At 47.4% G+C, this 24244-nt stretch carries 14 protein-coding genes; 12 read left to right on the forward strand and 2 right to left on the reverse strand.

Annotated elements, in window-relative coordinates:
* The first annotated feature begins 283 nt into the window (after window positions 1–283).
* Together AC4BAP_RS17630 and AC4BAP_RS17635 are read left to right on the forward strand one after the other, a co-directional pair.
* The gene (locus AC4BAP_RS17630; protein WP_490583996.1) at window positions 284–769 is read left to right on the forward strand and encodes a GyrI-like domain-containing protein; all 486 of its coding nucleotides are present in this window, start codon (window positions 284–286) and stop codon (window positions 767–769) included.
* A gap of 420 nt (window positions 770–1189) precedes the next feature.
* Window positions 1190–2227 (forward strand): SDR family oxidoreductase, encoded by a 1038-nt coding sequence (locus AC4BAP_RS17635; RefSeq protein WP_490583997.1) that lies wholly within the window; start codon window positions 1190–1192, stop codon window positions 2225–2227.
* 355 nt (window positions 2228–2582) lie between these two features.
* Here the strand turns inward: AC4BAP_RS17635 and AC4BAP_RS17640 are convergent, their stop codons facing one another.
* Entirely contained in the window at window positions 2583–3341 is a 759-nt protein-coding gene (locus tag AC4BAP_RS17640) for a DUF8692 domain-containing protein (RefSeq protein WP_490583998.1), read from the reverse strand.
* A gap of 302 nt (window positions 3342–3643) precedes the next feature.
* On the opposite strand from AC4BAP_RS17640, the gene bioB reads away from it, so the two are divergent.
* From bioB to lysA, 9 genes are all read left to right on the forward strand, one after another.
* Window positions 3644–4645, forward strand: a complete 1002-nt coding sequence (gene bioB / locus AC4BAP_RS17645; protein WP_490583999.1) for a biotin synthase BioB — start codon at window positions 3644–3646, stop codon at window positions 4643–4645.
* 85 nt (window positions 4646–4730) lie between these two features.
* Window positions 4731–5858 (forward strand): aminotransferase class I/II-fold pyridoxal phosphate-dependent enzyme, encoded by a 1128-nt coding sequence (locus AC4BAP_RS17650; protein ID WP_490584000.1) that lies wholly within the window; start codon window positions 4731–4733, stop codon window positions 5856–5858.
* A complete protein-coding gene (bioD, locus tag AC4BAP_RS17655) occupies window positions 5855–6469 on the forward strand; it encodes a dethiobiotin synthase (RefSeq protein WP_490584001.1) in 615 nt (204 codons plus the stop codon). Before AC4BAP_RS17650 ends, bioD begins: the two co-directional genes overlap by 4 nt.
* Before the next feature lie 384 nt (window positions 6470–6853).
* Window positions 6854–8134 carry an adenosylmethionine--8-amino-7-oxononanoate transaminase gene (gene bioA, locus AC4BAP_RS17660; RefSeq protein WP_490584002.1) on the forward strand — a complete coding sequence of 427 codons (1281 nt, stop codon included), beginning with the start codon at window positions 6854–6856 and terminating at the stop codon, window positions 8132–8134.
* Between the two features lie 11 nt (window positions 8135–8145).
* On the forward strand, window positions 8146–9351 hold the full coding sequence (locus AC4BAP_RS17665; protein WP_490584003.1) for a beta-ketoacyl synthase N-terminal-like domain-containing protein: 1206 nt from the start codon (window positions 8146–8148) through the stop codon (window positions 9349–9351).
* A 372-nt stretch (window positions 9352–9723) separates the two neighbouring features.
* The gene (locus AC4BAP_RS17670) at window positions 9724–14073 is read left to right on the forward strand and encodes a T9SS type A sorting domain-containing protein (protein ID WP_490584004.1); all 4350 of its coding nucleotides are present in this window, start codon (window positions 9724–9726) and stop codon (window positions 14071–14073) included.
* 371 nt (window positions 14074–14444) lie between these two features.
* Window positions 14445–18824, forward strand: coding sequence for a T9SS type A sorting domain-containing protein (locus tag AC4BAP_RS17675; protein WP_490584005.1), 4380 nt, complete (start codon window positions 14445–14447; stop codon window positions 18822–18824).
* Between the two features lie 134 nt (window positions 18825–18958).
* Window positions 18959–20293 carry an aspartate kinase gene (locus tag AC4BAP_RS17680; RefSeq protein WP_490584006.1) on the forward strand — a complete coding sequence of 445 codons (1335 nt, stop codon included), beginning with the start codon at window positions 18959–18961 and terminating at the stop codon, window positions 20291–20293.
* Window positions 20256–21428, forward strand: coding sequence for a diaminopimelate decarboxylase (gene lysA, locus AC4BAP_RS17685; RefSeq protein ID WP_490584007.1), 1173 nt, complete (start codon window positions 20256–20258; stop codon window positions 21426–21428). Before AC4BAP_RS17680 ends, lysA begins: the two co-directional genes overlap by 38 nt.
* 74 nt (window positions 21429–21502) lie before the next feature.
* Here lysA and AC4BAP_RS17690 read toward each other — a convergent pair whose 3' ends face one another.
* Entirely contained in the window at window positions 21503–22234 is a 732-nt protein-coding gene (locus AC4BAP_RS17690) for a hypothetical protein (RefSeq protein ID WP_490584008.1), read from the reverse strand.
* 416 nt (window positions 22235–22650) lie between these two features.
* Here AC4BAP_RS17690 and AC4BAP_RS17695 point away from each other — a divergent pair, with 416 nt between their 5' ends.
* Window positions 22651–24114 (forward strand): SDR family oxidoreductase, encoded by a 1464-nt coding sequence (locus AC4BAP_RS17695; RefSeq protein ID WP_490584009.1) that lies wholly within the window; start codon window positions 22651–22653, stop codon window positions 24112–24114.
* The last annotated feature ends 130 nt before the right edge of the window (window positions 24115–24244 follow it).

Genomic DNA, 24244 nt, shown 5'->3' on the forward strand with positions numbered 1-24244 from the left:
TCTCCACCCTTGCAGCTTGCTAATCGGCTTCGCCAACTTGCCAATAAGGGACTTGCACCCTCTGGATAATCTGAGTATATTTCTAGAGAAATATGACTCGCGCCATGCTGGGCGCACACAACAGCTATAAGCAAGCGGGCGAACAGTGCTAAACGAAACGATAATACTTTTTACAAAATATGGTCTCGGCTGACAGGTAAGTAGCTTTTAAAGCCCGCCTGCTCAAATCCAAGTCCATTAAATACCCCTCACAACTCCACCAACTCAAACCTTACTCTACTCCATGCAACCAGAAATCCGAACTATTCCTACCAAACAACTTATCGGACAAAAAATTTATACTTCGCTGGCTGAGAACCGCACATTTGAGCTTTGGAGTGGCTTTAAACCGCGGGTAAAGGAAATCGGCGACCGGGTTGGAGGCGACTTTTATTCGGTGCAGGATTTCGGGGATAATACTAGCCTGCATTCTTTCTCGCCAGACACACGCTTTAACAAATGGGCTGCCGTGGAAGTAGCAGAAAGTACCCATGTCCCGGAAGGGATGGAAAGCTATACTTTGCCCGGTGGATTGTATGCGGTTTTTATACACAAAGGCACACCGGCAACATTCCCGCAAACCGTTGCCTACATTTTTGGGCAGTGGCTCCCAAACTCAGACTACCATCTAGACCAACGTCCGCATTTCGAGGTAATGGGCTCAGCCTACCACCCCGCCTCACCTGATGCCGAGGAGGAAGTATGGATTCCAATCAAACCCATAGTATAAACCCTACACAAAATCCACGGTTTATACTTTATAACTCAAGTTGAGCACTTCGGAAGAAAAAGCAATTGTAAACCTACCCCTAACCCCTCCCAAAAGTAGGGTCGTTTCATTCTACTATTTCCTGCTGCCCCGAACGCTTTCGGGGTGGTTTGACATGGTGTTGAGTTTTCAACTCAACTGGGCCGGAGGCCCAACTTTAGCCAAACACGAGCAAGGACGCTTGCGCTAAAACCTTGTAATTTGTTAGAACTTAACGGGCCTGCTTCCAAGAAGGGAATTTTACTCGTGTATGTAATTTACCTCCTCTTAATAGCCAATGCTGGGTTAAATCGTAACTTAAGTTAATAAACTAAATTTATACCGGACACCAGGCTCTAAATTGGGCCACCTCACGTATATTCATGAGCAAAAAATAACCATATGGCGAAAACAGTATTAGTAACCGGCGGAACCGGGTATATCGGCTCGTGGGTAGTAAAAATGCTGCTCGAAAAAGGCTACACCGTGCGTATGACAGTGCGCAATAAAAATAAGACCCAGAACTACGCCCACCTTACCGATCTGGCAGCCAATAGCACCGGCAAACTGGAAATTTGGGAAGCCGATCTGCTGCAGGAAGGGGCTTTTGATGAGGCAGCCCAAGGCGTTGAGGCAATTATTCATATGGCATCCCCGTTTACGCTTCGGTTTAAAGATGCTCAAAAAGAACTGATAGACCCGGCTGTGAAAGGTACACGCAATGTGCTGGAAGCTGCAAACCGATCGGGCAGCGTTAAAAAAGTGGTGCTTACCTCCAGCGTGGCAGCCGTGCACGGCGACAACGTGGATATGAAAGAACAGGGCCTGCAGGAATTCACTGAGGCTCATTTTAATACCAGCAGCTCGCCGGAACATCAGCCCTACTCCTACTCTAAGGTAATGGCCGAGAAAGAGGCCTGGCGTATACACGATGCGCAGCAAAACTGGAAGCTGGTTGTTATCAATCCGTCTTTTGTGCTGGGTCCGGCGCTTAGCAAAGGTTCGAACTCCGAGAGCCTCAGTTTTATGAAAGACCTGCTGACGGGAAGGTATAGAATGGGGGCACCGGAACTTTACCTTGGGTTTGTGGATGTGCGCGATGTGGCCGAGGCCCACCTGCTGGCCCTGGAAAAAGATGTGGCTGAGGGCAGACATATTCTGGCAGAACGCACGGCCAGTGTACTGGATATTGCCGGAATCGTGAAACAGAAATTCGGCAACAAGTATAAACTCCCCCTGATGAAATCTCCGAAAGCTGTGCTGCATCTTGTTGGCTGGATGTTTGGCCTGACCAATAAGTTTATCAGCAGAAATGTGGGCCATCCGCTAAAGTTAAATGCCGCTAAAAGTAAAAAGGAACTCGGCTTAAACTACAAGCCTCTGGACAAAACCGTGGAAGACATGGTGCTGCAGATGGAAGAGGATAAGGTTCTGGTATAGTATAATGCCTGCTTAACCCTTCATGGAGGTAGGGTCGTTTCATTCTAACTTTTTTGTCATCCTGAAAGGATCTTAGTAGCTGGGAGGACAAGCTTAACCTCCGGGGGTAGGGGCCCTCTTTTTCTATCAAGTTTCCCCAAATCAAGTTCTGGGTTGAAACTTAACAGAATGACAGATTTTATTTCACTTATTTACTCGAATGAATCGGCCCTGCCCTCAAGGGGATAATATTTATTATAACTTAACCTTCTCCCCTAGCCGCTGCCCAACAAAACGATAAAGATAATATACTAGCAATTCAAACTGACAGCATCTTCACATAGTAAGTATAGACTTAAAAAAATCAAAGCTACTTTTATACCATAGTTGGCTCATTCCCAAGATGTAGTCTTGCCTCAAAGGTACCCAGGTACCGCAGCAATGCATAGATAAAAAGCACGATAGCGGTCATCTCCAGTAGCTCCTCCAAAGTATACATGATCCTGTTGTACAGGTGGTCTATGCCATACTGCTTGTACAAGTAACCCTCAACCAGTTCGAAGCCAAGTGCAGCACCAACAAACATCGTCCCCGACACGATGAACAGATTACGCGTTGCAACTGGTAACGCAAGCACCCACCTCAAAAAGAAAGCACCAATTACCACAACAGCAATGGCATAAGGCACTACCCAGGACCAGTAAAGCAGCCCGTTCAGGTCCGAATTTAGCTGAGGCCTGACAAACTCCGCCACATGCTCATGCACCTGCACACTTTCGTCGATGGCCATAAACACAAATATAAAAGCCAAGGCCAGCCAGTATCTTTTGCCATTTCGAACCTTGGTTTTACTGCTCGCCAGATAAATAAAATAAAGCAGGCCGGCGGCTACTAAAAGTGTAACCGACGAGAAAAAGGCAGGCACATTCTCCTCTCCGTTAAAATCAAAATAGCGCACCACTATCCTTGTCAACCTCGATTCATACACCAGTATACTTTCAAGTATAACACCCACCAGGTGGAGGCACAGAAGTATAAGCACGATGCCCAGGAGCACTTTGGCAACTGAACCAGCCGATAAAGTTAAGGTAGGGGCAACATTTTTAGAAGAATCAATAACTGGTGATTGTTGCATGGCGCGCAAGATTTAGAAGACACATAAAATCAAGTACTTGCATTTAACACTATCAGTTACAGCACAAGTATGCAGCTGCCTGTGCTTTACCAGTTCATCCTATGGCATTGATGCGCTTAAACTATTGTTTCAGGGAGAAAGCACACTCCGCAAAATTTTCTCAACAAATTAACAGACCATTTTTTCCACAGAAAACCTGCACAAGCTGAATTACTTAAGTATTTATCCACGGAAATTGCCCATATTTTTGATTTTTATTTCCTAATTCTTCAAATTACCTTCGTAATCCAAACACGAGTACCATGACGCAAAACGGACAAAACACAGAACTCCGCACAAACTGGAGTCTTGAAGAGATAAAGGAGATTTACTACAAGCCAGTACTGGAGCTTATAGTAGAGGCCGCAAACGTGCACAAGCAGTACCAGGCCACAGGCGAGGTACAAGTATGTACTTTGCTTTCAGTTAAAACAGGCGGTTGCCCGGAGGATTGTTCGTATTGCCCACAGGCAGCCCGTTTCCATACTGGAGTTGATGTACACAAATTGCTTAGCCAGGAGCAGGTATTAACTGCTGCTCAGCGTGCCAAGGATGGCGGCTCTACCCGTTTCTGCATGGGTGCGGCCTGGCGCGAAGTACGCGATAACCGCGACTTCGACAAGGTGCTGGACATGGTGAAAGGTGTAAACGAAATGGGCCTTGAAGTATGCTGTACACTAGGCATGGTAAACGAGTACCAGGCTGAGAAGCTGAAAGAGGCCGGTTTGTATGCCTACAACCATAACCTGGATACTTCGGAAGAGAACTACAGTAATATCATTACTACCCGTACCTACGATGATCGTCTGGACACGATAAACAATGTGCGCAAGGCGGGTATCTCTGTTTGCTCTGGTGGCATTATTGGCCTGGGCGAAACGGATGAGGACAGAATCAAAATGCTGCACACGCTTTCTACCCTGGAGCAGCACCCTGAGTCTGTACCGGTAAATGCGCTGGTGCCTGTAAAAGGCACGCCACTGGAGAACCAGCCCTTGGTATCTGTCTGGGAAATGGTGCGCATGATCGCAACTGCCCGTATCCTGATGCCTAAAACCATGGTTCGCCTTTCGGCTGGCCGTGAGCGCATGAGCGTTACAGAGCAGGCACTTTGCTTCCTGGCCGGAGCCAACTCTATCTTTACAGGCGAGAAGCTGCTTACCACGCCAAACCCTGACTTCGATCAGGACAAGGCAATGTTCGAGCTATTGGGCCTTAATCCAAGAAAATCATTTAAAGAAGAAAGCCAACACGTTTGTTCTTAAGACAAATGACTATTTGACATAAGACAAAAGACTTTATACTTTACTGTATTATTCTTAACTCCTTTGTCCTTTGTCACAAATTCCTTTGTCAGATAAATTAAAGCAGAAGCTAGCTGAGCGGGAGGCGCAGGGCAACTTGCGCCAGTTAAAAACAACCGCAGGGCTTATAGACTTCTGCTCCAACGATTACCTCGGTCTTGCTCGCTCCGAAGCGTTGCGGGCACTTATCCATAAGGCAGAGGCCAAGTATAAACAATTGCCAATGGGGGCGACAGGCTCCCGGCTTTTGTCAGGCAACCATACTTTATTCGAGGAACTGGAAAACACGATAGCCCGGTACCATCACGGTGAGGCAGCATTGCTGTACAACTCCGGGTACACGGCTAACGTCGGGCTTCTGTCTGCCCTGCCCCAGCGCGGCGACACCGTTTTTTACGACGAAGCCAGCCATGCCTCCATGAAAGATGGCTTACGCCTGAGTTTTGCAAAAAGCTATAGTTTTAAGCATAACGATGTTTCTGATTTAAAGCGGAAACTCAGTAATGCAACAGGCACCGTTTTCGTGGTAGTCGAGTCGGTTTATTCAATGGATGGCGACAAGGCCCCGCTAACGGAGCTGGCGCAGCTGTGCCAGGAAACCGGTGCGGCCCTTATCGTGGACGAGGCCCATGCAGTAGGTTTGTACGGGCCTAATGGCGAGGGCATGACCGTGGCGCTGGGACTGGAAAACCAGGTATTTGCACAGGTAATCACCTATGGCAAAGCCATGGGCAGTCACGGAGCGGCAGTGGTAGGCCCAAAGGTGCTGCGCGATTACCTGATAAACTATAGCCGTGCCTTTATTTACACAACAGGTTTGCCCACGCATACCCTTATAACGCTGCAATGCGCTTATAAATTGTTGCCTGAGTTGGATAAAGAACGTCAGCATGTAAGAGAGCTGGCAAAACACCTGTTGGAGCAACTGAATAAAGTAAAAGGCATCCGATGCGCCCCGGACGAGAGTGTTATACTTTCTGTTTTCCTGGAGAGTAGTAGCGTAGCTCAGTTAAAAGAACTGGCTTTATACTTACAGACAAATGGTTTTGATGTACGCCCCGTGCTCAGCCCTACTGTGCCACAAGGCCAGGAGCGCTTGCGGGTAATTGTGCACGCATATAATACGGAAGAAGAAATTGAGGGCCTCGTGCAGGCCATAGCCAAAGGAAAATGAAACAATATTTTGTAACAGGAATCGGTACGGATGTGGGCAAAACAGTTGCTGCCGCCATACTCACCGAAGCACTGCAAGCTGACTACTGGAAACCCGTGCAGGCAGGCGGGCTTGACTTTACAGACACGGACACTGTTATGAGTCTGGTGTCTAATGCTGCATCCGTTTTCCACCCGGAAGCCTACCGCCTGAAAATGGCTGCATCACCGCACCGTGCCGCAGCCGCAGAAGGCATTGAGATAGACCTTCACAGCCTGAAATTGCCTGAAACAACCAACAACCTAATCGTTGAAGGCGCCGGCGGCTTAATGGTGCCCCTAAACAAGCGCTATCTTGTGCTGGACCTTGTACAGCAACTGGGCCTGGAAGTGGTACTGGTGTCGCGTAACTATCTCGGAAGTATAAACCATACTTTGCTTACGGCTGAAGTGCTGCGTTACCGCAAAATTCCGGTGGCAGGTATTATCTTCAACGGCGAAGAAAACCAGAGCTCCGAAGATTTCATCATCAAGTATACCGGCCTTCGTCGCCTGCCATCCATTCGTCAGGAAGCCGATTTCTGCAAAGAGACAGTTGCCGAATACGCCGAGCAGTTTAAAGGATATTTATAGTTTTAAGTATAGCCTATCGAATAAACTCTACTAATTGTTTGAACCGGGATTAGACCGGTGATTAAGGGGGATTTTAGGGATTGGCATGATTTATTTTCTGCAGTATTGGGTCCAACCACCCCTAACCCCTCCTTGTCTAAGGTGGGGAACTTGGCCATTACTTTAGCAAAAGTATAAATTCTGTAGCTTTTGCTAAACCTCCCTTCTACCAAGATCTTTCCAAGATGACAGAGAGGAATAGCTGCTATTGTGATGACAGCAGAAGCAGCAGGTCAAAATTCCCCGCCTTAGACAAGGAGGGGTTAGGGGTGGTTGGACCCGGTATCACCGCAACCAAATCCCTCAAAGTATAAATCCGAATACTTTTAATCTTTACCTTTGGCTATGAATTTAGCGCAACGTGATCATGATATCATCTGGCACCCCTATACCCAGATGAAAACTGCAGCCCTGCCAATTCCGATTGTACGCGGCGAGGGCGCCCTGCTTTTTACAGAAGATGGCAAGACCTACATTGATGCTGTTTCTTCGTGGTGGGTAAACCTTCACGGCCATGCACACCCTTACATTGCACAGCGAGTGGCGGAACAGCTGAATACCCTGGAGCATGTAATCTTCGCTGGTTTCACGCACCCGGCCGCAGTTGAGCTGGCGGAACGTTTGATCCAAATACTGCCAGATAATCAAAAGCGCGCATTTTACTCCGACAATGGCTCAACTGCAGTGGAAGTCGCCATTAAAATGGCTATCCAGTACTGGCAAAACCTGGGAGAACCCAAGCGTAAAATTATTGCATTCAGAGACAGCTACCACGGCGACACTTTCGGTGCCATGTCTATCAGCAGCCGTAGTACGTTTACAGCCCCCTTCTGGTCATACTTGTTTGATGTGGAGTTCATTGATGTGCCCGTACCTGGCCAGGAGGAGGAAACATTGAAACAGCTGGAAACGATTGCCATAGACGGTGGGGCTGCTGCCTTTATTTATGAGCCTTTGGTGTTAGGGACGGCAGGCATGGTAATGTATACCCCGGAAGTGCTGGACAACATGATGGATATCTGCCGAAAGTATAATATCCTTACCATTGCAGATGAAGTGATGACAGGCTTTGGCAGAACTGGACGCCATTTCGCCAGTCTATACTTGCAGCACAAACCCGATATCGTGTGCATGTCGAAGGGTATAACCGGTGGTACCATGGCGCTTGGCTTAACAACATGCAGCAACCAGATCTACGAGGCATTCCTGCACGACGATAAGAGCAAGACTTTCTTTCATGGACACAGTTATACTGGTAACCCTGTGGCCTGTGCTGCCGGCTTAGCCAGCCTGGATCTTTTGTTACAAACAAACACGCAGCAGGATATTGAGCGCATAGCAGCACAGCACCGTACCTTTGCTACCAAAGTTAAGGGTTTAGCGCACGTAGCAGATGTGCGTCAGCAAGGCACTATACTTGCCGTTGAGTTCGAGGCAGGCGGCACCTCATACTTTAGCAACCTCCGCGACACTTTATACAACTTCGGACTGGAGCAGGGAGTGCTTCTACGTCCTTTAGGTAATATTATTTACATTATACCGCCATACTGCATCAGCAATGAGCAATTAGATCAAGTATACCAGACTATACTTGGCATGCACGAACTGGTGGCAACGGCAAAGTAGAAACAAAGAAGTTGGAAGCAACCAAACAGCATATCGTTATAAGGGGTACGGGGATCATTTCGCCGCTTGGGCACAATGTGGCCTCTGTAAACAAAGGATATGCAGCCGGTACGCCAGCCTTTACAACCATATTGCATAACAACGAACCAACACCTGTTGCGGCCCTCCCTCCTGCTGCTGAAGCGGCGCTGCAAGAGTTGGTACAACAAAACCCAAACTACCGGCACCTCGACAGGTCTGTGCTGATGGCTGTTTACGCAGCCAGGCAAGCCGCTGAGCAAGCCGGGTGGCTTAATAATGAGACTACACTCCAGGAGGACCTGGCGGTAAATATTGGCTCCTCAAGAGGCGCAACGGGTTTGTTCGAGCAGTACCTTGACAAGTACCAGAACAGCAACAATGCGAGCATTCCAGCCTCTGCCTCCCCCACCACTACATTAGGCAACGTATCCAGCTGGGCGGCTCATGCTGTTAATGCCGGTGGCGCTCAGATAAGCCATTCTATTACCTGTAGCACAGCTTTAATGGCGATTGCCAATGGAGTTGCCTGGCTAAAGGCAGGCATGGCCAGGCGTTTTCTGGCAGGTGGCACCGAGGCTCCGCTCACGCCCTTCACTATTGCCCAAATGAAAGCCATTGGCATCTACTCTAAGCTGGCATCTGATCCATACCCTTGTCAGCCCTACGCCGGGGTGCAAAATACTTTTGTGTTAGGCGAGGGAGCTGCCGTATTTGCCCTGGAGCTGGTTAAAGAGACAGACCTGCGCAAAGGCGACATTATAGTTGAAGCGGTAGGAGTTGGCTTTGAGAAAATAGAGAGCAAAACAGGGATTTCGGCTGATGGCATAAACTTCCAGAAGGCGATGCGCCACGCACTTGCACAACTCCCTGCATCCGATAACGCCATTGATCTTCTCATAACCCACACCCCTGGCACCAGATCAGGAGACAAGGCAGAGCAACAAGCTATTAGTGCCGTTTTCACCGGACAGGAAGTAGGTTATACTACCAACAAATGGATAATAGGCCATACTTTAGGGGCTTCCGGAGCTTTAAGTATGCAGTATGGGATTAGCCTGTGCCAACAAACAGAACTTCCACTTTTTTCAAATTTTTTTCAAAAAAAATCAGTGTCAAAAAATCCCATAAACAGGGTGATGATTAATGCGGCAGGTTTTGGCGGTAATGCATCAAGTATAATAATTAGATCTGCCTGATAATATTGCTTTAATTCATCTTAACACAGTACTCGTATAAATATAACTTCTTTTAGTCCAATTTTAGAATTGCACTAAAAATTGCAGAGATATCCTACACGCACCTATCCTTTCCAAATTAAATTAATCCTATAATAACCATACAAAGTATAGTATACTTTGGCTGCTTTTGTATTTATACACTTTTATATATCAATAAGTATACGTTACATTTGCGCGTGTTATACTTAGTATTTTAGTGCGTGATATACTTAACATATGTTTTATCAACTCATTTTTCCCCACCTGAGGCCATAGGTCACCGCAAAAAATAGTACTCCCCGCTCTTTTTTATTACACCTACTACTATCTATCTTCCTGATAACTACCACCATGAGACACGCTCAAAGGTTATCGCATACCCTGTTTGTCATTTTTGCTTTGGTCTTCTTCACTTTCGTTGTTGAAGGCAGCTATGCCCAAACTCCTGGTCTAATTTTTAAGCCTGCAGTAAACGGTGGCAACAAAGTGCTTGACCCAAACGGAGACGGTTATGTTTCTAAACAGGCAACCGGATTTGTGGGCACAAACGATGAAAGAGGTACTTACAGCGAAATTCCCTATCATCCGTTCCCAACCATGACCAACGAAGTTGTTGGTGACCTTGTAACCGGGACCAGCGGCGGCCACACTGACTTTGTTCCTTCACAGTCGATAGGGGCCACAGGCTCACCGCTGGCTGCATACTTCGATGGCACAAACCTGATGTTCCGGGTAAGAATTGGCAAGCAGTCAACGGCCTCCAAAGGGTACAGTATCATGATCGATACAGACGAAAAGTTTGGGAATTTGGTGTCGGGCAGTACGCCATCCAATACCCCAAACCCTGGATTTGAGTTTGAAGTGGTCCTGGCTTCCAACTTTGATGTGAGCCTGTACGACCACAGAAACAAACCCGATGGCGGCACCAAGATATGGACCGGCTCTATTGATCAATATTTCCAGAAATCCATTGCAGCCTCCAGAGCCAGTGGCGACGATGACTATTTTTACGACTTCTACCTGCCTCTGTCAGCTTTTGCCGGCACCGTTAACCTGAACACAAAACTCCGCATGACCGGGATCACGATTACCAGTGCCCAAAGTGGTATTACAGGTACAGTGTCTGATGTGGGTGGCGTAAATTTTAGCGGAGCGTATGGTGGTGAGGCAAGAAATGCCTGGGCCGATGTTATTAACAGTTTCCCGGCCGTTACGCTGAACGAACTTATGAATGGCGGCTTTCCTTCGAATACTATTCTGGCCAGGCCTCCGGTTATCAGCAGCACCATTTTCACTTCCAGCACAAGTATAAGCGGCACTTCTGTAGAGGCAGCTGGCTCTGTAATTCAGTTGTTCCAAAACGGAGCACCAATCTGTGGCGCAGGCCTAAGCTGCCCTACCGTTACAGCTTCTGGTACCTGGTCGTTAAACAATATCCCATTCGGAACCCTGATCGGTGGGGCAGAAATTACAGCCAGGGTCACAGCGCCGGGTAAGCCTCAATCTGTAGCTTCCGTTGGTGTAAGTGTAATTCAACTAGCTTCTTTCTGTACTGCCACCGTCCCTCCTGTCATCACAGGGGTATCTAATGGCAACACTAAAACAATAACCGGAACCACACAATACTCGGGGCAACAGGTTATCAAGGTTTTCAAGAATGGATCTATGAGCCCCGCTTACAGCGAAACAGTTACCCCTACAACAACAGCTCCGTTTACCTTTGAGCTAACGACAGGATTGACAGAAGGCATGTGGTCTATTACAACTACCCCAATCGGCCAATGTGAATCGTTCAAATCCAATGAAATGTGTTATAATGGACAAGGACAAGGCTCTTTTAACACAACCACAGTAACAATAAGCAGCGTAACTTACAGCGACAACACCACTAGTACAGGTCCAGCTATTAAAAGGAATGTTTCACTTGTATCTGGCACAGTTAGTAGCTCAGGGATCGGGAGTGCAGTTTGTATTTTCAAAAATGGTGAAAGGCAGATGGCTTATTCTGTTGTGCCCACAACAACAAACTGGCAGATTAACATAAGCACGCTTTCACTTAATACAGGTGATGTAATTACAGCAAGATCAATAGAAACTGGTGTAAAAAATGGAAATTTTGTGTGCGGCGACGTGGCCTCCAACCGATCTAATTTTTTAACAATTACAGCTGTCACGTCAGCCCCTACTATCTCTGGTTCATACTGCACCACGGGTAGTATTTCCAGTGTCACGGGTGCTTGTAAAGAGCCTGCGGGCACTTCTATTCAACTTTACAATGCCAGCAACAATTCTCCAATTGGCAGCCCAACCACGGTAAATGCCAGCGGCTCCTGGACGGTGACTGCCACTATAGCCAGCGGCACTTCCTTTTATGCCATTGCAACGGCCAGCGGCAAAAGCCCAAGCCAGCCTTCCAGCACAGTAACCCTGCGTTCACCGGATTCAAATACCGGCCTGGCCATCACTTCTGTTCCGGTGATTGAAGGCACCACCACACTGTCGGGCACTGCCCCTGCTGGATCCAACAAAATTATTACCCTGTATATCGGCGGGTCGCCCTACGGCTCTGTTACTACATCTACTGGCAACTGGACTTTCACTAACATTTCACCGCTTGAGCTTTATTCCGGAGCTGATTTGTATGTTACGGTAAAGACGGCTACAACCTGCGAGAGTGCACCATCTCCTGTTGTGTATGTGCAATGCAAGGCACCTGCCACCGGCTTCACAGTAAGCTCTTCCATCGTTTCTCCGGACAAAGTATGCTACGAGGGTAATGTTACATTAAATCTGTCTGGATCAGAAAATGGTGTTATCTATAATATGTATGTTTTCCGGAATGGTGTATACACCCGTACCGGCAGCTCCGTATTAGGCACTGGCAAACCTATCTCGCTTTTGTCCGGCCCATTAACCATAGACCCTACAACTTTACAGGTTAAAGCAACTAAGGTGGGCAGCGTTAACTGTGAGCCAAATGTTGGTAATGCTAGCACTGTGGGCGTATACCCGCAGGTGCCAAACACATACGACGTTACTGCCACAACCACCTCCGGATGCCCGGGTTTAACCACAAGTATAACCGTTAAAGCTGCAGCCACTGGTTATTCGTATCAGCTGTACAATATCACCACAAAATCTTTGCTTGGTACACCAATTACACCAACTGCGGCAGGAGACATTGTTTTTCCGGCCATTACAGTGCACAGCACTGCCGACTACAGTGTGTACATCAAAAGTACGGAAACACAATGCGGCACTGAGAACATAAACTCAAAGTATATTACTGTAACCATAACAGGCCCTACTGTAACACAGGCAGTTACCCAAAGTGCTTCAAAGGTGTGTGTGGGAGGAACAGTAAGCTTTAGTTTTGATGGTCAGAGCGGCTATACTTATAGCCTGATTGATAAGGCTACAGGCGGACAGGTAGGCTCTAGTGTGAATGGTAGCACAGGTACTAAAGTCACTTTCAATGCTGGCCCACTAAACACCGCCGGTATCAAAAATTACAGAATAAGGGTAACGGGTGGCGCATGCAATACATTTTTGGTAACGGAGCCCTCTGTTGAGGTGACTACCGGTGGCCCGTCAACGGTCTCTGCAGGACCGGATGCCACCACCTGCGTTAAGAACTACACTTTACAAGGCAGTGACCCGGCCCCCGGCACCGGCACCTGGACACAGGTAAGCGGACCTGCAGGCGCCACCATCGTGAATCCGAATAATGCCAAGACAAACGTTATCGGGCTTACTTCCGGCACATATCAGTTCCGGTGGACGGTTGTTTCTAATTGTGGCACAGCAACCAGCACCTCAAGTACCGTAACATTAACGGTTAACTGCGAGGCTGTGTATAGTGTAAAAACAACCAAGTTTGTAGATGAATATGTGAATGTGGAAGTGCTCGCCACAGTAGCCGATGAAGATGGAGGAATTAAAAGCGCCAGCTTACAGTCAGGTATTTTGCCAAGGGGTACCACCTTGAACAATGCTACCGGGGAGATCAGGATTACAGACGCTTCTCAGTTACAGTCGGGGAATTATGTGTTTACGGTACGTACCATTGATGCCTATGATAAACAAACCAACTCGGTGGTGGGCATTAGAATGTATGATAGGCAAACACCCCCTGAAATTCTCCCGTTTGCTGTTGAGTTGGCATCATTCACTGCTTCGTATGCAAACCACACAGTTATACTGAACTGGGTAACCGCTTCAGAAGAGAACAACGACCGGTTTGAAGTGGAAAGAAGTATTAACGGCAAAGACTTTCTGAAGATTGGGACCGTGAAAGGAAACGGAACGACCAACCAGTTAATGCGCTATACTTATAACGACAAACAGTTTGCTACCGGTACTTTCTACTATCGCCTGAAGCAAGTAGATTTCGATGGGAAGTATACCTTTAGCAAAACAGTAGCTGTATCCGCTGACAAGTCCTTAAAGGCGTCTGCGCAGGCTTACCCCAATCCTTTCTCTACGGAGCTTAACATTAGCGTAGCCTTGGAGACCGAGGGCCAATTACAGGTTCAGCTTCTGGATGTGCAGGGGACAACTGTTTTACTAAAAAGTATGACATTTGAGCAAGGAACACATGAAGTTAAATTGCCACTTTCTAACCTAAAACAGGGTGTTTACCTTTTAAGATTGAACGGTGGGGGACTTAACCAAACTTTGAAGGTAGTGAAGACGCTATAACACAACATAGTTTAACAATCAAAAAGGCCACACAAACATGTGGCCTTTTTGGTTGTTAAACTTTTAGTACCAGGTATGCAATATTGAGTTTTTATCAAGCAAATTATATCTAAACAACTAAATATTGCATTCTATCCTATTTTTAAAACAGTTAATTATACAATACAGTACAATACCATACACTATTTAACAGCACCTATCCGCTTTTTTCACCCTTGGCTGCATAGAGATTTGCCAGCTTTCAAATTTTGTCTGAGAACCCCATTATCTGCTGTACTATTCAGCAGAATAACTCTGGACAAAACTGTACAATAAATAATAGCATACAACCTGTTTGCTGTAGCTGGCTTTACATTTTAAGCTATACAGTGATGAAGAATTTTTATTACCGCTATTGTGCATTTATACTTATTCTACTTTTGCCCTTTGTTTCTTACTCGCAAACGCCTGGCTTTATCTATAAGCCCGCAACCGGCGGAGGCGAAAAAGTTCTGGACCCAAATGGTAACGGGTACATTTCCATCACCACTTCAGGTTTTAGCGGCACCAACGATGTTGGGCCGACTGTAAGCGAGATTCCTTACCGCCCATTGCCTGTATTGGATGCCGAAGTAATAGGCGACCTTAACACAGGTAGCGCCGGCGGACATACAGACCTGGCGCCACCTTCTCCTGTGCAAGCATACTTTGATGGCAGAAATCTAATGTTCAGGCTAAGGCTTGGCGGCACCTCAACTTCATCGAAGGGTTACAGTGTGCTGATTGATGCTGACAATCAGTTTGGCAACCTGGTTGCGGGAGGAAACCCGGCCACCACACCCAACCCCGGCTTTGAGTTTGAGATCATACTTGAGTCAAATTTCAGCGTAGCCGTTTACGATCACCGGAACAATGCGTCTGGCGGCCCTAAAATCTGGAGCGGCTCAGTTGATCAGTATTCTCAGCGTGCCGTGGCAGCTACAACCAATAGTGGCAACCCAGACTACTTTTATGACTATTATGTGCCGCTTTCTGCTTTACCAGGAATAACTGCGAACACACCACTGCGCATGTCGGGTGTTACTATTACCAGTGCTCAGAGCGGCATAACAGGTACAGTATCAGATGTTGGTGGCGTTAACTTTCAGAACTATGAGTTCAGCAAGCAAAAAGCATGGGCTGCTATCATCAACACATTCCCGCCCACTACGCTTAATCAGATCAATTCAGGTGGTTTCGGACAGGTAATCGCAACGGCCCCTGTTGTAAGTGGCCCTATACTGGCAAACAGCACATCCATCTCTGGTTCATCTATTGAGGCAGCCGGATCGGTTGTCACTGTGCTTCGGAACGGGGTGGCTATTTGTGGCGGTGCTGGGCAACCTGCATGTCCAACGGTTAGCGCAAACGGCACCTGGACTTTAACAGGCCTGTCAGGAAATTTACTACAGGAGGGCAATTCCATTACTGCCCAGGTCACACCTGCAGGTAAAAGCATTTCGCCGGCATCCTCCCCGGTTACAGTTACAGCAGGCGTTTGTATAGCGACTCCACCACCGGTTATCACTAACTTAGGAGGCAGTGGCAATACGAACCGTTCCTTTATTGGCACCACCACTTTTAACTCCTTTCAAAGGATTACAATCTACAGCAGTGCAGGTACTGTTATTGGCTCTTTTCTATTTACTCCTTCAGGAAGCAGCCCATTTACCTGGACTTCTCCTGAGTTTGCCATATCTGAAAATAATTATTACGCTACGGTTACACCAGTTAACAGCACGAATACGGCTACAACAGGTTGCGAGTCGTTAAGGTCGAACCAGATCTGTTTCAGAAATGGACAACCACGAACTAACCTGCAGCAAATCTCTGTCACAAGTGTTACCTACAATGGCGTAACCCAAACCAGTGCTAACTCAACATTCCCGAGTATACCAACTAATGTTGCCTCCATATCAGGCACATTAACTGCTGCTCCAAGTAATATAGCATCGGGTACTACAGGGTATATAGCTGTTTTTGTAAATGCTGTGGAGCAAGTAAGTTTACGTACCACAATTCAGACTACTGCAACTACATGGTCCATTGCCATACCTGCAGGTACTCTTACCCTGAAAGCAGGGGATGTGCTAAATGTGCGCACCGTTTGGACGCTAACTGGTGGTGGCCAGACGACCTGTCCTACCCCATCAAGTATTTCAAACCTGTTGCGCGTTACATCTACCACGGCAGCCCCAATTATTAATGCGGGTCCATACTGTGGCACAGTTTCTAGTATATCCGGCACATCAACAGAGCCTGCCGGCACTGTAGTTGAGATCTATCAGAATGGCGTTGCAACCGGCAGGACGGGTATTGTTACCACTGCCGGAACCTGGACAGTAGACCTTTCGCCGTTGTCAGGAGGAGGTATAGCGCCTGGTGTGAGTATAACGGCAAGGGCAAGCAGCACAGGCAAAGCAACCAGTATTGCCTCCAACACGGTAACTTCTGCGGCACGGCCAACCGGCGCGCTTACCATCACGGGGCCTATTACAGAAGGACAAACTACTATTTCGGGAACTGCACCAGCCGGTGCGCAGGTTACCCTTTTTATTGAAGGCACTCCATTCACACCTGTCACAGCAAATGCAAGTGGCAATTGGTCTGTCGTTGGCTTGTCTGCCCTGGAGGTGTTTGCAGGTGCTACCGTAACAGCAAGTTACAAGGAAGCAGCCCCGTGCGAAAGTGCCAGGATAAGCCCTCTGATCGTTCAATGCAGCCCGCCGAGAACAAACTTTACCATCACGGCTTCACCTACGACTATCTGTGGCGGGGCCACCACGAATATTACCTTATCAGGCTCTGAGTATGGCATTTCATACAGAGTTTTAGTAAACGGTGTAGAATCCGGAAACTCAGTGATAGGAACAGGCAGCGGCATCACACTGACTTCAGGGCCAATTACCAATACCACAGCTAGTGATATTACAGCCACAATCACCGTAAGGGCCCGTAAAGTAACAGGTACTGTCTGTGATGCGACGCTTAGCTCCTCAACAACTGTAACCGTAAGGCCACAACCTAGTACAACTGGCTTAAGTTTTAGCAGTAATACCCTGACTACTTGTGCCAATCAACCTGTCACGTTTACCCTGAATGGTACGGTAACAGGCAACACTTACCGGTTACTGAACGAAGGTACAGGCCAATTGGTAGGCAGCGCCGTTATTGGAACAGGGGGCTCCATATCATTGGGAACAAACAATATTACAGCCAACACAACATTTGCCCTGGTAGTTACATCAACAGCTAACGGTTGTGCTTTAACGTTACCTTCACAAGTAACGGCCATTATCACAAGCCCATCCACTACACGTGCGGTATTCCCGACGGCAAGTAAAGTATGCGCAGGCGGGGCTACGCTGATAAACGTTTCAACGGAGCCAAACAACGATTATGAATACATAGTGTACCGCAGGCCAACGGCTGCGAATGGACTAAGTGGAAACCAGGTGCTGGGCACTTTCCGTGGGAACGGCAACATCATAACTACAAATACAGGCGTGTTAAGCGCAGTTGGTACTGAAACTTTTTTTGTTACGGTAAGAAACCTTACTGGCACATGTGGGGTGCTTAACCTAGTAAACGAGGCTACAATTCAGGTTACCAATAACGCTACGGCGGCTAACGCTGGCCCGGCAGCAACGGTTTGTGGCACAACGGCCACACTGGCTGCCAACGACGTTTCCCCGGGAATTGGAACCTGGTCACGGGTAAGCGGACCAACCACTGTTACTTTCAGTTCGCCAAACAATCCCAACGCCACTGTACAAAACCTGGCCTCGGGAGTTTATGTATTACGCTGGACGGTACAAACGACTTGTGGCGGTACAACCACAACCACTCAAAGCGATGTAACCATAACCGTGAACTGCGATGCCACCTATGCACTTGCTGTACCAAACTATAAAGACAAGTATAACAACGGAGATATAATTGCCACGCCTTCAGACCCTGATGGCGCGATAACCAGTGCTACTATACTTCAGGGCAATTTACCTCCTGGTACGTCTATCAACAGCACAAGCGGCATCATAACTGTAACTAACAGGGCTGCTTTAACCGAGGGCACCTATAACCTGACCGTCCGCTTAACGGATGCGTTGGGTGGCGTGACCACCATCCCGATCGTGCTGCGCATTTATGGTAACTCACCAACAGTAGTGCCCCTGCCGGTGGAACTTGTAAGCTTTACTGCTATTGCTGCAGATGACATAGTAACGTTAACCTGGATCACGGCATCTGAAACAGACAACAGCCATTTTGAAGTGCAGCGAAGCCTGGATGGGAAATCCTTTGAAAGTATAGCCAAAGTGGAAGGAAACGGCAACAGCAGCCAGCGAATAAAGTATGAATACAAGGATACAAGTCCGTTGGCCAATATACTATACTATCGCCTGATGCAGGTAGACATTAACGGTGACTTCGAGTACAGCAATATTGTTGCAGTAGACCTGAGCTCTTTAAAAACAGCAGGAAACAGCCTGGAAGTATACCCGGTGCCATTTGAGAACACACTGAACATACGCGTAAGAGCTACGCAGAACAAAACTGCCCAGATTGTTTTAGTAGACCTACAAGGCAGAGAAGTTTACAAGGTAAATCACCAGCTTGTAAACGGATTGAACAGCTTTGAGGTCAACGTACCTCCTCTACCGGACGGGGTATACCTTATTCAACTACGCTCTAACGGAGAAACAATGTCCAGGAAAATCATTAAAGCAAGATAGCCAATACAGTAAGTATAAGTAAAGGCCGCCTATTAAGGCGGCTTTTCTTTTTCTAATTATTTCCTGATTGTACTGATATTCTGAACTCGCTGCATTATTTTTGTAGCTTAACATTTTATTTTTAAGACACCTAGATGAAAATCTTAAAATTCGGCGGAACCTCTGTGGGCTCTGCTGAGCGCATGAAGGCTGTAGCCTCGCTTATCCAGAGTGATGAGCCTAAGATCGTGGTGCTGTCGGCTATGTCGGGCACTACAAATGCATTGGTGCAGATCGCTGAGAAACTGTACCAGAACAAGAACCAGGAAGCCAAAGAGCTTATCGACTCTTTACACGACAAGTATAAACAGGTGGTAGAGAGCTTCTACACCTCCGCAGATATAAAGAAAAAGGCACACGAGCTGATCAACAACCACTTTGACTACATCCGCTCTTTTACTCTTGACCTGTTTACAGTGCATGAAGAGCGCGCTGTACTGGCCCAGGGCGAGTTGTTGTCTACGGCCTTGTTCCAGTTTTACCTTGAGGAGCAGGGAATTGCCTCAGTGCTTTTGCCGGCGCTAAACTTCATGAAGATAGATGAGAACGAGGAGCCTGATGCCGACTACATTGCTAAAAACCTGAAGGCAGAACTGGCCAAATACCCGGACACTAACCTGTTCATCACGCAGGGCTACATCTGCCGGAATGCCTTTGGCGAGATCGACAACCTGAAGCGTGGTGGCTCAGACTATTCTGCCTCTTTGATTGGGGCCGCAGCCGATGCCTCTGAAATACAGATCTGGACGGATATCGACGGCATGCACAACAACGACCCGCGCATTGTAAAGAACACCTACCCGATTGCGGAGCTTTCTTTTGATGAGGCGGCGGAGCTGGCATACTTTGGGGCCAAAATCCTTCACCCTAGCAGCGTGCTGCCGGCAAAGCAGAAAAACATACCTGTGCGTTTGCTCAACACCATGCAGCCAGAGGCAAAAGGCACCATCATCACATCAGAAAGTAAGGGCGGAAGTATAAAGGCAGTCGCTGCAAAAGACGGCATCACGGCCATCAAAATAAAATCCGGTAGAATGCTGTTGGCCTATGGTTTCTTAAGAAGTGTGTTCGAGGTGTTTGAAAGGTATAAAACACCAATCGACATGATCACGACCTCTGAGGTGGCCGTTTCGCTGACAATAGACAATGCGAAGTTCCTGGATGAAATTATTACGGAGCTAAAAGAGTTTGGACAGGTAGAGGTAGACACTGATCAGAGCATTATCTGCGTAGTTGGCGATTTTATTGCTGAACGAAGTGGCTCTGGCCTTAAAATATTTGAGGCACTACAGTCTATCCCGCTGCGCATGATCTCTTATGGCGGCAGCAAGAACAACATTAGCCTTTTGATTAACACAAGCGATAAAGTAGAGGCGCTTACAAGACTAAACGATGGAATTTTTGAGAGAAACAACGGAGACAACGCTTAAGCAGCACCTGCAGGAGCTGCAGCAACACCCAACTCCGCTGTATGTGTATAACATGAACCTGCTGCGCCAGACGCTGCAGGCAGCTAAGCAGGAAGCCGACAAGTATAACTACCATGTGCATTACGCCCTTAAAGCCAATGCCAACACACCTATACTTGATGAGATGCGTGCCCATGGTTTTGGTGCCGACTGCGTAAGCGGGAATGAAGTAAAGGCGGCTATCGAAAATGGCTTTGCCCCACAGGAGGTGGTTTTTGCTGGTGTCGGTAAGTCCGACGAGGAAATTAACTATGCCCTGGATCAGGATATATTTTCCTTTAACTGCGAGTCGAGCCACGAACTGGAGGTGCTGAACGAGCTGGCAGAGAAGAAAGGTAAAATTGCCCGCGTGGCCCTGCGCATTAACCCAAACGTTAACGCCAACACACACAAATACATTACTACGGGTTTGGAGGAGAATAAATTCGGCATTAACGCATGGGAACTGGACAGTGTGATGACGCTGCTGCAGCAATTGCCAAACGTTAAGCTGATCGGTATCCATTTCCACATCGGCTCTCAGATCACAGACCTGTCTGCGTTCAAGAACCTTTGCACCCGCGTAAATGAGTTTCAGGACTGGTTCGAAACCCGCAAGATAGAGCTGGAGCATATAAACGTTGGCGGTGGCCTGGGTGTTGACTATTACCATCCGGAGCAAAACCCGATCCCTGACTTTAACGCTTATTTTGGCTTGTTTAACCAGTTTCTGGAAGTTAGGCCAGGGCAGCAGGTGCACTTTGAACTGGGCCGTTCGCTGGTGGCGCAGTGCGGAACCCTGGTAACGCGTGTGCTTTACATTAAAAACGGCATCACCACCAATTTTGCCATACTTGATGCAGGCATGACGGAGCTCATCCGACCGGCGCTTTACCAGTCCTATCATAAAATAGAGAACCTGACCAGCGACAAGCCAGAGGTACGCTACGATGTGGTAGGCCCGATCTGCGAATCGTCTGACTGCTTTGGTAAGGCCGTTATGCTGCCGGAAACAAACCGGGGCGATCTGATAGCCATACTCACAGCTGGCGCCTACGGCGAGGTAATGGCCTCGGGCTACAACCTGCGCAGCAAGGCAAAAACTTTATACTTGTAAAGTATAGTTTGCTAAAAATCAAAAACCCGCACTTTTTTCCAGTAAGTGCGGGTTTTTCTTTTGTATGAGTCAAGCTAGTAGGTGAATGCTGCTCTTCTCGTTCCATCAGTTCCTCTGTTCAAGCCAGTGTGCAAAGGCGCCACGGATACCACAAAGTCTGGTTCTGCGTGGGTTATTGCCTCGCGCCCCTTTAGGTAGTTGGCTAGATCCAGGGCATTACCGTTTGAGTTCTTATCAACTTTTACCACATATACATCATCGCTCAAACGTGTAACCAGGCTTGCATTGTAATCTTTCAACAATTTGTTCAATGTGGCAACCTCTCCGTTTCTAACACTCACGATCGCCTCGTTGCTTATGCCTAACAAGTCTTTCCCTTTCAGGAAGTAAGGTGCAGCATAAGTTACCAACGGATCATTCTGTAATACCTTCATCAGCTGTTCGGTCTGCTTGCAGTTTAGTCCGTTCTCCAACTCCAAAGTATAAAGTATAGCAGAGTTTGTACTTGTCTGGTTACCCAGGTTGCGCACAAAGCCATACTTTTCAACAGCTTTCTTCTGCTCATCAAAAGAGCTTCCTGTGGCAAACGATACTAAAACCTGCTTTGTATAAACTGTTCCCAGAGTAGTTTCCTCATCCTGATAAAAATAACTGAAAGAGGTACACGGAGAACCGTCCATCGCCTGGTTTAGCAGGTTAGGGTCAAAGCGCACATTCCGTATCGGAGAACCGTCTTCCTGTCTGCAGGATGCCAGGGCAAGTATGGTGAGGGTATAAATAAATAGGGGTATAATATTTATCTTCATCGTCGTACAATTTAGGGGTCATCACTTATATAGATGTACGTGCAGATTTAAGGAACAGCTACAATTTATAGTATCATTTTTTGCATTATTGCACACATCGCTCTTTTATTAATCCACTTTATTAACATAGGTTAATACTTTTGTTGATTGTCATTGCATTTCGTACAGTAAAACTTAAAAAACAAAGCATCAAATGCCGCGAAATAGGTTAAACAACATTGTAGTCGACCTGTTACCTTTTTATACTGAGAACGAATGCTATTGAAAGCTTTCCTTTTTAGGACAGATACAGGGTTGACAAGTGCAGTTTAAGCAGGAACCGTCCTAAAGTATAAATTGCACCATCGTGGCATCCACATCAGGTGTTACGGAGTATAGTTTTAATACAAAGCACTGACAGATACCATCAAAAAACTATGAAAATTCTGCTGACAGGCGCCAATGGTTATATCGGCAAGCGCCTCCTGCCGCTATTGATAGAGCATGGGCATGAGGTAGTATGCATGGTACGCGACCCCAGAAGATTTGACTTGCCCGAAACCCTGAAAGAGCAGGTTGAGGTTGTAAGGGGTGACCTGTTAGAGCCGGCTTCGCTTGCAAAGTTGCCTAAAGACATTGACGCTGCTTACTACCTGGTGCACTCGATGGGTGGCGCAAACCAGGACTTTGCTACAATGGAGGCCACATCGGCACAGAACTTTGTAGACTACCTTGATACGACACAAGCGAAGCAACTCGTTTACCTGAGCGGCATTGCGAACGTAGAGAACCTCTCCAGGCACCTTACCTCGCGCCTTAACGTCGAGAATATTTTAGTTACTGCCAGGGCCAACCATACGGTGCTGCGCGCTGCCATTATCATAGGCTCAGGCAGCGCCTCTTTCGAGATACTGCGCGACCTGGTAGAGAAACTGCCCGTCATGATCACCCCGAGGTGGCTTAACTCCAAGTGCCAGCCCATTGCCATCCGGGATGTGATCTTTTACCTGACCGAAGTACTGGGCAACCCCGGCTGTTATGGAAAAAGCTTCGAGATCGGGGGACCGGACGTGCTCACGTACAAAGAGATGATATTGCGCTTTGCAAAACTGCGCGGCCTGAAGCGCTACCTGATCTCAGTGCCAGTGCTCACTCCCCGCCTTTCATCCTATTGGTTATACTTTGTAACCAGCACAAGCTTTAGCCTGGCCAAAAGCCTTGTAGACAGTCTCAGGAATGATGTGGTGGTAAAAGATCACAGTATAGACCAGGTATTGCCGCACGAATGCATCAGGTACGAAGAGGCGATAAAGCTCGCCTTCAGCAAAATAGAGCAGAATGTAGTTATCTCGAGTTGGAAAGATGCCTTGGTAAGCGGCAACATGCACCTCAACTACATGGATTTTGTACAGATCCCGGCATTTGGGGTGCTCACAGACAGACAGGTCAGGAAGTTTGAAAGGCCCGTAGAGGAAGTAATGCAAAACATCTGGCGAATTGGCGGAGAGCGTGGCTGGTACAAAACCGATTTCCTGTGGCGCATTCGCGGACTGATGGACAAGTTTGTTGGGGGCGTGGGCTTGAGGCGGGGCCGGCGTAGCCCTACCGACCTGAAGGCAGGCGATTCTATCGACTTCTGGCGTGTGCTGGTTGCAGACAAAGAACAGAAGCGCCTGCTGCTGTACGCAGAAATGAAGCTGCCCGGTGAAGCCTGGCTGCAGTTCAGGATACTGCAGGAACCCGATGGGAATTACCTGGAGCAGCTGGCTGCCTACAGGCCCAACGGTCTTCTAGGCCGCCTCTACTGGTATGCCGTCCTTCCTTTCCATTTCATTATCTTCGGGGGCATGGTTCAAAATATTATTGAGTATAAAGAGCCGGAACAAAGCATACAGCAATAATCAGACTAAAGTACAATTTAAAGGCTATTAAATGTAAAACCTAATATTTTACCCTAAGTATACTTCAATATAAGTTGGAATATATATTTTTAATGGCCCATACTTAATTTAATTGCTGGTGTCACAAATT

Source organism: Pontibacter sp. GD7, from assembly GCF_058216375.1.

What these genes read in the sequence shown, in the direction of transcription:
- AC4BAP_RS17630 (WP_490583996.1), top strand. Translation starts at nt 284, where the DNA reads ATGCAACCAGAAATCCGAACTATTCCTACCAAACAACTTATCGGACAA.
- AC4BAP_RS17635 (WP_490583997.1), top strand. Translation starts at nt 1,190, where the DNA reads ATGGCGAAAACAGTATTAGTAACCGGCGGAACCGGGTATATCGGCTCG.
- AC4BAP_RS17640 (WP_490583998.1), bottom strand. Translation starts at nt 3,341, where the DNA reads ATGCAACAATCACCAGTTATTGATTCTTCTAAAAATGTTGCCCCTACC.
- bioB (WP_490583999.1), top strand. Translation starts at nt 3,644, where the DNA reads ATGACGCAAAACGGACAAAACACAGAACTCCGCACAAACTGGAGTCTT.
- bioD (WP_490584001.1), top strand. Translation starts at nt 5,855, where the DNA reads ATGAAACAATATTTTGTAACAGGAATCGGTACGGATGTGGGCAAAACA.
- bioA (WP_490584002.1), top strand. Translation starts at nt 6,854, where the DNA reads ATGAATTTAGCGCAACGTGATCATGATATCATCTGGCACCCCTATACC.
- AC4BAP_RS17670 (WP_490584004.1), top strand. Translation starts at nt 9,724, where the DNA reads ATGAGACACGCTCAAAGGTTATCGCATACCCTGTTTGTCATTTTTGCT.
- AC4BAP_RS17675 (WP_490584005.1), top strand. Translation starts at nt 14,445, where the DNA reads ATGAAGAATTTTTATTACCGCTATTGTGCATTTATACTTATTCTACTT.
- AC4BAP_RS17680 (WP_490584006.1), top strand. Translation starts at nt 18,959, where the DNA reads ATGAAAATCTTAAAATTCGGCGGAACCTCTGTGGGCTCTGCTGAGCGC.
- lysA (WP_490584007.1), top strand. Translation starts at nt 20,256, where the DNA reads ATGGAATTTTTGAGAGAAACAACGGAGACAACGCTTAAGCAGCACCTG.
- AC4BAP_RS17690 (WP_490584008.1), bottom strand. Translation starts at nt 22,234, where the DNA reads ATGAAGATAAATATTATACCCCTATTTATTTATACCCTCACCATACTT.
- AC4BAP_RS17695 (WP_490584009.1), top strand. Translation starts at nt 22,651, where the DNA reads ATGAAAATTCTGCTGACAGGCGCCAATGGTTATATCGGCAAGCGCCTC.